Below are 12,664 nucleotides of genomic sequence, written 5' to 3' on the forward strand. Positions count from 1 at the left end.
GAATACGGATATACAGATGCAGATATGATCAGGTAAAAGCGGGGGACATGAAATGGATGATATACACCGGATTTTGGATGTCATCGCCACTTCTAAAAAAGCTAAGGTACTGGCTACCATCATTAAAACAGAGGGGTCCGCTTATAAGAAGGAAGGGGCCTCCATGCTGATTTTAGGGGACAAAACAAGAGTCGGAATGTTATCCGCCGGTTGTCTGGAAGAAGATCTCGTTGAACGGTCGGAACAGGTCTGGACTGCGGGAGAGCCGTTGATTGTCCGCTTTGATATGAGCGCGGAGGACGATTAATCCTGGGGACAGGGCATTGGCTGTAATGGTGTTTTGACGGTTTTGCTTGAGCCTGTAAAAGGGGAATTGGAACGAAATCTGATGACAGTCAAGACATGCTTAGATGAAAAAAAGTCTGTGACCCGAGTGAAACGATTCACTGAAACGTTAGAGCCGAAGGAAGATCTGTATATAGCTGAAGACGGCAGCGTGTTTGGAACCGGGGATGTTATGGAACAAAGCCGTATTCAAAAACTGAGACAGACAGAGAAGGGAATCAAAAGGGATGAACATACATCTGATTTATTTTTTATCCATCAGATGGTTCCAAAGCCTTGTCTATATGTCTTCGGAGCAGGGGAAGATGCGAGGCCGTTAGTTTCGTTGGCGGCTCGTGCGGGCTTTCATGTGACGGTGATTGACTGGCGTCCCGCCTTATGTCATCACGGGCATTTTCCTGAAGCCGGCCATTTGATAACGGGAGCGCCGGAAGAAGTCATGGAAGGCCTGAGCATGACAAAAAGGGATTTTGTTGTCATTATGACGCACAGCTTTCAAAAAGATCAGATCATTTTACATACAATAAAAAACGAGAATGTGTTTTATAAAGGCGTTTTAGGCCCCAGAAGGCGCACGGAGCGGCTGTTAGGCGGGGCGGAGATTCCGGCAGATATTCATTCCCCTATCGGCCTTCCCATCGGGGCACAAGGCCCTAAAGAGATTGCTGTAAGTATTGTCGGCGAGATGATTAAAGAAATGCGAAAACAAAGGTCTCGCTTATGAAAACAGCAGCCATTTACCTGGCAGCCGGTACAAGCAGACGCATGGGGACGGATAAGCGAAGTTTAGTTCTCAATGGCGTCTCCCTCGGAAGTATGGCGCTTAAACATGCTTTGTTATCTGAATTAGATCATATTTTCGTTATTACGGGAAAGGGAGATTCACTGCATTGGCTTTCGGAATTTTTCTTTTTATCCCCTATGTCAAATAAGTGGAGCCAGGCAGAATGTGAGCAAGCGGGTAAGGGCCAAGGCCATTCTATACTATGCGGTTTACAAAAAGCGGCAGCGTACGAGGCTGACGCCGTTATCATTCTCCTTGCAGATCAGCCGTTTGTCACCGCAGATATCATCAATACGTTAATTGATTCCTATCACAAGGAGCGCCGTTATTCATTTATCGCCGCTGAAAATCAACATCTTCCTATGCCCCCCATTTTATTCTCCAATCAATGTTTTCCGGTATTGCATCAGTTAAAGGGAGACCAGGGCGCCCGGCATGTGATCCGTGAAAGTATGATCAATACGGGAAAAATGATCAGCTTTCAAGACCCTTTGCTTTTTTATGACGTCGATACAGCTGAAGATTATACGCTGCTGCTGAATAAATTCGGGGAGTGAATGAGTTGGAGTATATCGGGAAGAGTGTCATTCGGAAAGAGGCCCTTGAAAAAGTGACGGGTAAAGCGAAATATACGGATGATTTTCAAGAAACAGGGACGTTACACGCAAAAATGCTGACCAGTCCATATGCGCATGCCGATATTGTGTCTATGGACTTTTCAGAAGCTTGGAAGATTCCCGGCGTGAGAGCGATATTGGGGGATGAACCTTTTCCGCTTGCAGGTGAAGAAATTAAAGACAGATCGCCGATTGCTTATAAAAGGGTCAGATACCATGGTGAGCCGGTTGCTGTTGTTGTTGCGGAAAATCCGATTACAGCTAAAAAGGCCGCGGATGCCATCAAAGTATCCTATAAACCTCTTCCCGTCGTCAATTCCCCCCGTGAGGCCTTTCAAAAGGATGCGCCGCTCGTTCATGAACATGCGGACCGCTATGAGAAGACAAAAGGTGTATTCCCGGTTCCGAAGACAAATATCGCAAACGTGGATAAGGTTAGAAAAGGAAATATTGAAGACGGATTTAGGGAAAGTGATGTGACAGCAGAATTCCAGATTTCCTTTAACCCTTCTGATCACGCTGCGATGGAGACAAGATGCTCGATCGCTGAAATTCGGGCGGATGAGGAGATTATCATTACCACATCCTCTCAAGCTCCTTTTGCCATTAAAAAATTAATGCAGTGGTATTTTGGAATTGAACCCGGAAAGGTTATCGTCAAAACGCCTTTAGTAGGCGGGGCGTACGGGGGAAAAGCAGCCGTTCAGTTAGAGGTGATTGCCTATTTGGCATCAAAAGCAGTCGGAGGCCGGCCCGTCAAATTGTTTAATACGAGAGAAGAGGATATGATCACATCTCCCGTTCATGTAGGATTGGATGCCATTGTCAAATTAGGGGCCACAAAGAATGGAATTTTAAAGGCGGCGGACATTCAGCTTTTATTTGATGGCGGAGCATACTCTGATAAAGGAGTGGACATCAGCCGGGCTGCGGTGGTTGATTGTACGGGTCCGTACGCTATCGACCATATATCGTGTGATTCATATTGTATGTATACGAATCACCCATATCCAAGTGCATTCAGGGGCTACAGCCATGCTGAAGTGTTATTTGCTTTTGAGCGGACGATGGATGTATTGGCGGAAAAGCTGAACATGGACCCGTTAGAACTCCGCTATAAAAATGCCATTAGCCCCGGTGACACCACACCGACTCAAGTTCTTCTCAATTCAAGCACGGTCGGAAATGTACCGAAATGTATTGAAAGATTGAAGGAATTAATGAATTGGGACGAGGGACAGCGAATTGAAATCGACGGCCGGAAGATACGGGCGAAGGGAATCAGCTGCATTTGGAAAACCTCAACATTTGATACAAATGCAACGTCCGGAGTGATTTTAACCTTTAATCCTGATGGAAGCATTAATTTGATGTCAGGGATAGTGGAGATTGGAACAGGGACAAAAACAGTGCTAGCCCAAATCTTAGCAGAACGAATGAAAATGGATATAAGCAAAATTCACGTAAAAATGCTTGTAGATACACAAACAACACCCGAGCATTGGAAAACCGTGGGGAGCAGAGGGACGTTAATGGCCGGAAAAGCCGTACTGAATGCAGCGGAAGAAGCCATTCGAAAGCTGAAGGACGCGGCATCATGTGTGTTGCGGGTTCCTGTCGAGGAATTGGAAGTGGCCGACGGAAAGGTTTATTTTATAGATCATCCTTCTGTACATGTTGACATAAAAGACATTGCTTACGGATATACGTTTCCGAATGGAAATACCATTGGCGGCCAAATCATTGCGAGCGGCAATTACACATTAACCCGGATGACGAATTTAGACCGGGAAACGGGAAGAGGAAAGCCGGGACCCGAGTGGGCTGTCGGTGCTCAGGGAATTGAAGTTGAGTTGGATAAACGGGATTATACGTATCGGATTACAAAAGCCTATTCTGTTGTGGATATAGGAACAGTATTGAATGAAAAAGCTGCAAGGGGTCAAGTGATGGGGGGGATGAGTATGGGAATCGCATTCGGAGGAAGAGAAACCTTTGTCTTTGATTCATATGGCAGAGTATTAAATCCTCAGCTTAGAACATACCGCCCCCTTCACTATGGAGAGCAGCCTGAATATATCATTGAATTTGTTGAAACCCCGCATGTGATTGCGCCTTATGGAGCGCGCGGCGGCGGGGAACACGGACTGCTGGGGATGCCGGCCGCATTGGGAAATTGCCTTTCCGCCGCTTTAGGTGTCCAATTGAATCAACTTCCTCTCATTCCCGAACGATTATGGAGAACGCAAGAGGGGTGGAAAGATGATACCGTTTGATTTCGACTATTTTAAACCGAAGACCATTCAAGAAACAATCAATCTATTTCACTCGCTTGCGGCCGAAAAGAAAACACCAATGTATTATTCCGGCGGCACGGAAATTATCACGTTAGGAAGGCTGAATATCGTCTATACGGATGCGGTGATAGATATGAACGCGCTTCCGGAATTTCACGCCATCCGTTTTTATGAACGTTATCTGGTGATCGGAGCAGGCGTGTCATTAACGAAACTGGAGGAAGAAAATCCATTTCCGCTATTAAGTAAAACGGTAAGTGAAATAGCCGATCGGACGACTCGAAATAAGGTCAGCCTGGGTGGAAACATTTGCGGGGGCATCTACTACCGTGAGGCCGTGCTGCCGTTGCTGATTTCTGATAGTTTGATAGGGATTGCAGGGAGAGCGGGGATTCATTACCGTCCCATAAATAAAGTATTTAACAAGGAAATACAGTTGCAAAAAGGTGATTTTTTATTTCATGTCGTTGTCGATCGAGCGTACGTTGACCTGCCATTTGTCAGTATCAAAAGAAGACAGCAGTGGAATGTCGGGTATCCATTGGTGACAGTCTGTGCGCTGAAAAAAGATGATGAGATCAGAATGGCCTTCAGCGGCGTATGTCCATTTCCGTTTCGTTCTGCTGAAATGGAGGCTGTGCTTAACGATAAAAGCCGATCAGCAGAAGAAAGAGTAAGCAGGTCTTTACAGTATGTACCCAAACCCGTTCTTGATGACGCAGAAGGCTCAAGTGAATACCGAATGTTTGTCTTGCAAAATACAATTTTAGATGCCTTACGGGAATTAGAAGGAGGTCCAAATGTCTGATCCTATTACGTTGAAAGTAAATGGCGAGGAAAGACAGATGACGGTCAGGCCGGCTGATACTTTGTTATTTGCTCTTCGTCTTCGTCTCGGATTAACTGGTGCAAAGCCGGGCTGCTTAAATGGGGATTGCGGCGCCTGTACGGTATTAACGGACGGGGTGCCGATGAAATCTTGCTTAATGCTTGCGGCAGAAGGGGAAGGAAAGGACATTACGACGATTGAAGGACTGATCAATACGCCGATTCAAAAGGCCTTTATTGAAAAATTCGCGTTTCAATGCGGTTATTGCACACCGGGTTTTCTCATGAATTGTCATGCTTTAGTGAATACTGAGCCGAATGCAAGTGATGACACGATAAAAAATTGGCTGGAGTCCAATATTTGCAGATGTACGGGTTATAGGGAGATTGAAGAAGCGGTTAAATCGGTTTTACATACAGGGAAACCGTAAAAAAAGAGCCCAGAGAATCATCCCTGAACTCCATATTCTTCACTTCATATACCGATACTCCCGCAGCTTCTCCAAAATCGCCACTTCTTTCATCAGTTCTTCACCGACGTTTGTTTCTTTCACTTTCTTACGCTCCAGCTCTTTGTCGACTAATCGTTTCACTGTTAAGACGTCGGTTCCGGTGCTCAGCACTTCGGCCTTGGAGTTAAAGTGTTTATGGGCGACGAGCTGCATGCCGTAGGAGTTGTATAAGAGCGTGTAGCCGGCGATGCCTGTTGTGGATTGGTAGGCTTTGGAGAAGCCGCCGTCGATGACGATCATTTTTCCGTTTGCCTTGATCGGATCTTCGCCTTCGATTTCTTTTACCGGTGTATGGCCGTTGATGATATGGCCGTGATCCGGGTTGAGGCCGAATTCCTTCAGGATGTTTCGGCAGGCTGCTTCGTCTTCGCGCAAATAGTAATACGGGTTTTTCTTTTCTTTATGCGTTTCCTTCTCTTTAATGAAATACCGCTCAAAGGTTGTCATGGCGCGTTTTCCAAAGAGGGAGGAGTATTCGCCTGTCCATAAGTACCACGTCATATCTGTCGCCAGATCATCGGTTTCTTCCGGATGGGCAAACGCTTCCCGTAAGAACCGTTCAAAAACATCTAGCAGCTCACGGCCCGCATAAGCTTTATCCTCTATCATCATCGTTTCCATGCTGCCGTTTTCATCGACGGGAATACAGCCGTGAATCAGCAGGTTGCCGTTATATTTTAAATAAAGGCTGCCTTTTTTCATCATAAAATTCATATGGCGGCCCAGTTTTTCGGAGTTCTGAACAGAGAACAGCAGCTTGTCCATGACTTCTGCTTCTTCCTCTAACAGCTCGTCAGGCTGTTTGGGATTCACCGTCGCAAAGCAGGTGTTTTCCAGTTGATATGTTTTTCCGTTCAGCGTGATTTCATTGCGGTCATAATCGATCTTTTCCAGTAACAGCCGTTCCTCCATATTAAAGTTCGGCCGTCTCTTAATAATCGGGCTCTCAAGCTTAAATTGGATCATCGCAATCGCCTGATGAATTTTTGTGATTTGTTTAATCTCATCTTCCGGTCTGTTTTCGTCCGCTTTCGGGCGGAAAGACGGGTTATCATCGTAATATTTTTCAGCAAGGTTCAATAGCGGTCTCAGATTGATGCCGTAAACGTCTTCAATAATATCCAGATTGTCATAGCGGGCACAGATGCGGATAATGTTTGCCAGGCATACTTTTGAGCCGGAATAAGCGCCTATCCAGAGAACATCATGATTCCCCCATTGAATATCCACTGAATGATAGTTGATCAGTTCTTCCATGATCTTATCCGGCTGCGGTCCGCGGTCGTAAATATCGCCGACAACATGCAGATGGTCGACCACCAAACGCTGCGTGCTGTAGGCAAGGCCGGTGATCAGCTTATCGGCCTGGCCGAGCGCAATGATCTGTTCTATGATTTCGGAGTAGTATTGTTCCTTGTTGGCGGCTTGTTCTGTTTTGTACAGCAGCTCTTCAGAAATATAAGCAAATTGGGCGGGCAGCGCTTTGCGCAATTTGGAGCGGGTGTACTTGGAAGAACAATAAGAAACGAGCTTAATCATCCGGTGAATCGTTTCTTTATACCACTCGTTTAATGCCTCTTTCGTATCAAAGTCATGTTTGATCAGCTGCAGTTTGTCCTCAGGATAATAGACCAAAGCCGTCAGTTCATCAATTTCTCTATCGTAAATGACGCCGCTGAAAATATCGCGGATCTTCTCTTTTACCCTTCCTGAACCGTTCCGCAGCACGTGCTGGAATGCCTGATACTCCCCGTGCAGATCACTGACGAAATGCTCGGTTCCTTTCGGCAGGTTCAGTATCGCTTTCAGATTAATGATTTCCGTGACCACTTTTTCTTCACAATCGTATTTTTGTGCGAGCAGATCTAAATATTTCGTTTCCAATCTCGTCCATCCCCTTTTTATTTACGAGCAATTGTATGATAAAGTGAATTTAAAGTATGACATAATGTTTAAATGATTAGACCTTATATGATAGTACCGCATAACGCCTTTTTGAGACAATGAAAACGGAAAATACGGCGCTTCAGGCATCAAAAATTGGACCGGGATAACGCCGTGCAGCTCATCCCTCTATTGACAATGCATTCAAGTTCCATTAAAATAAAAAGTTAGCTGATAGGTATTTCTATCAGAAACTCAATACGTAGCAGGCTATGATTGCTGTGGGTCGAACTACAGCAGGAGCGGCTTCTGGAGAGACCGCGGGTTTTCCGCGGCGCCGAAGGGTTCACAATCTCAGGCAAAAGGACAGAAGAGTACCGAATATGTATTTGTCATGCTGTTGATTGTCAGCGGCGCAGATATAATTTGATATTCTTATGACCATGAGATTGGAGGGCATCCAATCTCTTTTTTTATTGGCTTTTTTTGCTCGTCGTTCACTAGAGAGGTAAGGAGGAGTCAGATGTGGAGCAGCGAGAGCTAAAGAGGGACTTATCGAATCGGCACGTGCAGCTGATCGCCATTGGCGGCACGATCGGCACCGGATTGTTTTTAGGGTCCGGTAAGGCGATTCAGCTGGCGGGTCCTTCTATCATCTTTGCGTATTTTATTGTAGGTATTGCGCTTTTTTTCGTCATGCGGGCGCTGGGAGAACTGCTGTTATCTAAAGCGGGCTACCAATCATTAACGGATATTGCCGAGGCGTATTTAGGGCCGCGTGCAGCGTTTGTCACCGGCTGGACCTACTGGTTTTGCTGGATTATGACGGCTATGGCGGATGTGATCGCCGTCGGTGTGTATGTGAAATATTGGTTTGATATTCCGCAGTGGATTCCGGCACTTATCTGTTTGCTCATTTTATTAGGGCTTAATCTGTTAACGGTTAAGATTTTTGGAGAATTGGAGTTTTGGTTCGCCTTAATTAAGGTAGTCACGATTCTCGCGTTAATTGTCATCGGGGTGGTTCTGCTGGTGATTGGGTTCAAAACGCATACCGGAACGGTTTCAGCGGCGAATCTGTGGGAGCACGGCGGCTTGTTTCCGAACGGATTTTCAGGCTTTTTGCTTTCGTTCCAGATGGTGATCTTCGCCTATGTCGGTGTGGAATTAGTGGGTGTGTCGGCGGCGGAAACGTCAAATCCGAAAAAAAATATTCCGTCCGCTATCAATAAAATTCCATTGCGGATTTTATTTTTCTACGTCGGGGCATTGCTCATTCTTTTATGTATTAATCCGTGGATGCAGCTGAATGCGGCGGAAAGTCCTTTTGTAAAGACCTTCAGCCTGGTCGGCATCCCGTTAGCCGCGGGAATCATTAATTTTGTCGTATTAACGTCTGCCGCTTCTGCTTGTAACAGCGGGATGTTTTCAACAAGCCGGATTTTGTATAACTTAAGCAAAACGAAACAAGCGCCTGCAAGTTTTGCGAAGCTGAATAAAAATCATGTGCCGAGCCGCGCATTATGGATATCGGTTATTGTGCTGTCAGCTGGCGCTCTTTTAAGCAAATTGATACCGGAAGCGGCTTTTGGCATCGTGACCACCATCAGCGCGATTTGTTTCATTTGGGTGTGGGGCGTGATTCTTGTCTGTCATATCAGATACAGGAAAACCCGTCCGGACTTACATGCAAGCTCGTCTTTCAAGGCGCCGTTTGCGCCGTTTATCAATTACGCCGTGCTGGCGCTGTTTGCCGTCATTCTGGTGATTATGCTGTTTGCGGATGTAACGCGCCCGGCTTTGCTGCTGACGCCGCTGTGGTTTATTGGATTATTTCTTATCTATCGGGCGAGAGGGAGAAAGACAGATTGAATTGCTTCAGACGGTGTACTGCCATGCAGTATGCCGTTTTTTGTTTTGATTGGAAAGCGAGAATATTTGTTAGAAATCAGGCTATAATGATTGTATAATTTAAAAAAGTGTATAATTTTAAATTAAGCGAGGTGATGATATGAAGTATGAGAAGTTATCTAAGCTTTTTTATAAAATGGATGCTGATTCATATGAGAAAGAATTTAAAAAGAGAACAAGCAGCTATGGCAGTTATTCAACATCATTAAACATACGGGGGTTCCGAAAAGGCCGACCCACGGGCGATTCATTTGAGCTATTTTATGTGAATACACATAAACTCATGAAGCTGAATAATGAAGTGTTGTTAAACAGTTCCAAAATTTCATCCCTTATCAGTCAGCTCCCCGAATTTGCCGTCAAACCTTATTTTGATAAATTAATTATTAATGAAGCACAGAGTAATAATGAAATTGAAGGAATCCGCAGTACAAAAAAAGAATTGAAAGAGGCTCTTAAAGCGTTAGAACAATCCGAGCCCTCACATAAGCGGTTTGTCGGATTGATGAAAACATATCAATTTATAGACCGAATTCCGTCGTTTACAAGCATTCATGACTTTAGGGAATTATATGACGAGCTGGTCGCAGATGAAATCGGAGCAGAAGATGCGCCGGATGGTGAGCTATTCAGAAAAGGCTATGTTGAAGTGAACGATGGGAACATGACCACCCATATCGGCGTTAATTCTGAACAGAAGATAACAGAAGCGCTTGAGGCTTTAATTGCTTATCTTCATGATGAAACACATCCCCAGCTGTATCGTTACATGACAGCTCATTACTACTATGAATACATTCATCCTTTTTATGACGGCAATGGAAGAACAGGACGCCTTATCGTTGGGAGTTATTTGTCCCGATACTTAGAAAAATATTCAGCCATCACTTTTTCTTACGCAGTTAATAAGAACAAAGATAAGTATTATAAGGCATTAGAGGAAATTCCCGCACCTTTAAACCGGGGAGAGCTGACTTTTTATTTAATGGATATGCTGGAATTGCTTCTGTCAGGACAAAAAGGGATTATTGAGGATCTTGAATTTAATTTAATGAAACTGAAACGAATTAGGAACTATATTGATAGTGATCAATGGGCTGATTATAAGGATGAACGTGATATTTTTAATATCATTATCACGATTAATGTATTTGTAAATGATCAGGTTACGCTGTCGGTGCAAGATTTAATGGAGCTCTCAAATAAATCGAGACATAAAATTAACAGAGTAATGGATTATTTAGAACAGCAAGGATTTGTTGAGCTGGTAAGCAGAAGGCCAAAATCTTATAAAATCAGGGAGGATTGTTTAGAGGAGATACTGCCTTCTTAATTAGTATATTTAAAAAAGCCGCCATATGAATGGCGGCTTTCACATTAATTCCGGATCAAATAATCAAATGCGCCTAAAGCGGCAGTTGCACCTGATCCCATGGAGATAATGATTTGGTTGTACGGGCCGTCTGTGCAGTCCCCTGCGGCAAATAGGCCGGGAACGCTTGTCGCGCCGCTCTTATCGACGATGATTTCGCCGATGCGGTTGCGTTCGACCGTTTCGTCTAACCATTCTGTATTAGGCACGAGGCCGATTTGGACGAATACACCTTGGAGTTCAACGTGTTTTTCTTCGCCTGTTTCACGGTCAACGAACGTAATGCCGTTTACGTTTTGGTCGCCTGTGATTTCTTTCGTTTGTGCATTTTTGTGCACAGTGACGTTTGGCAGGCTGTAAAGACGTTTTTGCAGGACTTCGTCTGCTTTCAGTTCAGGCGCGAATTCCAGCACAGTCACGTGATTGACGATACCTGCAAGGTCAATCGCCGCTTCGATTCCGGAGTTTCCGCCGCCGATAACCGCTACGTCTTTGCCTTCAAACAATGGTCCGTCACAGTGCGGGCAGTAAGCGACACCTTTGTTTTTGAACTCTTGCTCACCAGGTACGTTGACATTGCGCCAGCGGGCACCTGTTGAAAGGATCACTGTTTTACTTTTCAGTACAGCGCCGTTTTCAAGTTCAAGTTCGAAGAGGTCTTTTTTCTCAAGGCGTTTCGCGCGCTGAAGGTTCATGACGTCAATATCATAATCTTTCACGTGCTCTTCAAGGCTTGCAGCGAGCTTCGGTCCTTCAGTCGCTTTGACGCTGATGAAGTTTTCGATGCTCATGGTGTCGAGTACCTGGCCGCCGAAGCGTTCAGCGACGACACCGGTGCGGATGCCTTTACGCGCCGTGTAGATCGCCGCGCTTGCGCCGGCAGGTCCGCCGCCGACAACAAGAACGTCAAACGGCTCTTTGTCGGCAAACTCAGACGCATCTGCGCCGCTGCCCATTTTCGCGAGAATCTCTTCGATGGTCATACGGCCGCTTCCGAAAGATTCACCGTTTAAGAAAACAGTCGGAACAGCCATAATGTTTTTGCTTTCTACTTCTTCTTTGAATGCCGCGCCGTCAATCATTGTATGTGTGATATTCGGGTTGAGCACGCTCATCATGTTTAATGCTTGGACGACATCAGGGCAGTTGTGGCACGTCAGGCTGATATAAGACTCAAAGCGGTATTCTCCGCTGATGTTCTTAATCTGGTCAATGACCTTTTGATCAGCCTTAGGGGCTCTGCCGCTGACTTGAAGCAATGCCAGCACTAAAGATGTAAATTCGTGGCCGAGAGGAACACCGGCGAATGTAACGCCTGTGTCTTCTCCGGTACGATTAACGCTGAAGCTCGGTGTTCTGTTTAATTCAGTTTTTTCAACTGAAATTTTAGATGACATGGAAGCCAGCTCGTCAACGAGAGCCAGCATGTCCTTAGAAGTGTCATCGTCACCGGCGCTTACTTTGAGAACAATGTCGTTCTCAATTAGCTGCATGTATTGATTTAATTGTGCTTTGATATTTGCATCAAGTACCAATGGAATGCACTCCTTAGATTTTACCTACCAAATCAAGGCTAGGTGTAAGTGTTTCGCCGCCTTCTTCCCATTTAGCCGGGCAGACTTCACCTGGGTTTTGACGAACGTATTGAGCTGCTTTTACTTTGTTTACAAGGTTGCTTGCGTCACGGCCGATACCGCCTGCATTGATTTCAACTGTTTGGATCACGCCATCAGGATCGATGATGAATGTTCCGCGGTCAGCAAGACCAGTTTCTTCGTCAAGAACGTCGAAGTTGCGGGAGATCGTTTGAGATGGGTCACCGATCATTGCGTAAGTGATTTTGCCGATTTTTTCAGAGCTGTCATGCCAGCCTTTGTGTACGAAGTGAGTATCTGTAGAAACAGAGTATACTTCAACACCTAATTCTTTCAGTGCAGCGTATTGTCCTTGAAGATCTTCAAGTTCAGTCGGGCAAACGAAAGAGAAATCCGCTGGGTAGAAGCAGAAAACGCTCCATTGACCTTTCAAATCTTCGTTTGTTACATCGATGAATTCACCGTTTTTAAAAGCTTTTGCTTCGAATGGCAGTACTTCTTTTCCGATTAAAGACATAA

The 12,664-nt window shown here is 45.2% G+C and carries 9 protein-coding genes, 1 pseudogene and 1 riboswitch; of the genes and pseudogenes, 7 read left to right on the forward strand and 3 right to left on the reverse strand.

The genetic code is table 11. The features are described 5' to 3' along the window. Positions 1–52: 52 nt before the first annotated feature. From OVA33_RS05110 to OVA33_RS05130, 5 genes and pseudogenes are all read left to right on the forward strand, one after another. A pseudogene (locus tag OVA33_RS05110) lies at positions 53–1,069 on the forward strand (XdhC family protein). After that, positions 1,066–1,686 carry an NTP transferase domain-containing protein gene (locus OVA33_RS05115; protein WP_025650075.1) on the forward strand — a complete coding sequence of 207 codons (621 nt, stop codon included), beginning with the start codon at positions 1,066–1,068 and terminating at the stop codon, positions 1,684–1,686. The pseudogene OVA33_RS05110 and the gene OVA33_RS05115 overlap by 4 nt, the downstream one beginning before the upstream one ends. Before the next feature lie 5 nt (positions 1,687–1,691). Next, positions 1,692–4,022 (forward strand): xanthine dehydrogenase family protein molybdopterin-binding subunit, encoded by a 2,331-nt coding sequence (locus OVA33_RS05120; protein ID WP_123117539.1) that lies wholly within the window; start codon positions 1,692–1,694, stop codon positions 4,020–4,022. Next, a complete protein-coding gene (locus tag OVA33_RS05125) occupies positions 4,009–4,851 on the forward strand; it encodes an FAD binding domain-containing protein (RefSeq protein WP_128974156.1) in 843 nt (280 codons plus the stop codon). The genes OVA33_RS05120 and OVA33_RS05125 overlap by 14 nt, the downstream gene beginning before the upstream one ends. Then, positions 4,844–5,302: a (2Fe-2S)-binding protein gene (locus OVA33_RS05130; RefSeq protein WP_017418526.1), complete on the forward strand. Its 459-nt coding sequence runs from the start codon at positions 4,844–4,846 to the stop codon at positions 5,300–5,302. The genes OVA33_RS05125 and OVA33_RS05130 overlap by 8 nt, the downstream gene beginning before the upstream one ends. Positions 5,303–5,341: 39 nt before the next feature. Here the strand turns inward: OVA33_RS05130 and fbp are convergent, their stop codons facing one another. Continuing rightward, entirely contained in the window at positions 5,342–7,267 is a 1,926-nt protein-coding gene (fbp, locus tag OVA33_RS05135) for a fructose-1,6-bisphosphatase (protein ID WP_007407862.1), read from the reverse strand. A 299-nt stretch (positions 7,268–7,566) separates the two neighbouring features. Continuing rightward, a riboswitch (glycine riboswitch) is annotated at positions 7,567–7,647 on the forward strand. Between the two features lie 145 nt (positions 7,648–7,792). On the opposite strand from fbp, the gene OVA33_RS05140 reads away from it, so the two are divergent. Together OVA33_RS05140 and OVA33_RS05145 are read left to right on the forward strand one after the other, a co-directional pair. Then, positions 7,793–9,139, forward strand: a complete 1,347-nt coding sequence (locus tag OVA33_RS05140) for an amino acid permease (protein WP_017418527.1) — start codon at positions 7,793–7,795, stop codon at positions 9,137–9,139. 139 nt (positions 9,140–9,278) lie between these two features. After that, the gene (locus OVA33_RS05145; RefSeq protein ID WP_017418528.1) at positions 9,279–10,511 is read left to right on the forward strand and encodes a Fic family protein; all 1,233 of its coding nucleotides are present in this window, start codon (positions 9,279–9,281) and stop codon (positions 10,509–10,511) included. Between the two features lie 44 nt (positions 10,512–10,555). Here the strand turns inward: OVA33_RS05145 and ahpF are convergent, their stop codons facing one another. Together ahpF and ahpC are read right to left on the reverse strand one after the other, a co-directional pair. Further along, positions 10,556–12,085, reverse strand: a complete 1,530-nt coding sequence (gene ahpF, locus OVA33_RS05150) for an alkyl hydroperoxide reductase subunit F (protein ID WP_007614902.1) — start codon at positions 12,083–12,085, stop codon at positions 10,556–10,558. A 13-nt stretch (positions 12,086–12,098) separates the two neighbouring features. After that, entirely contained in the window at positions 12,099–12,662 is a 564-nt protein-coding gene (gene ahpC, locus OVA33_RS05155) for an alkyl hydroperoxide reductase subunit C (RefSeq protein WP_004393188.1), read from the reverse strand. Positions 12,663–12,664: the final 2 nt, after the last annotated feature.

It is taken from the genome of Bacillus sp. KICET-1, assembly GCF_027721405.1.
In the GTDB taxonomy this organism is placed as follows: Bacteria; Bacillota; Bacilli; order Bacillales; family Bacillaceae; genus Bacillus; species Bacillus velezensis.

Excerpts from the sequence above, each read along its gene's own strand:
- OVA33_RS05115 (WP_025650075.1), top strand. The coding sequence starts at position 1,066 with ATGAAAACAGCAGCCATTTACCTGGCAGCCGGTACAAGCAGACGCATG.
- OVA33_RS05125 (WP_128974156.1), top strand. The coding sequence starts at position 4,009 with ATGATACCGTTTGATTTCGACTATTTTAAACCGAAGACCATTCAAGAA.
- OVA33_RS05130 (WP_017418526.1), top strand. The coding sequence starts at position 4,844 with ATGTCTGATCCTATTACGTTGAAAGTAAATGGCGAGGAAAGACAGATG.
- OVA33_RS05145 (WP_017418528.1), top strand. The coding sequence starts at position 9,279 with ATGAAGTATGAGAAGTTATCTAAGCTTTTTTATAAAATGGATGCTGAT.
- ahpC (WP_004393188.1), bottom strand. The coding sequence starts at position 12,662 with ATGTCTTTAATCGGAAAAGAAGTACTGCCATTCGAAGCAAAAGCTTTT.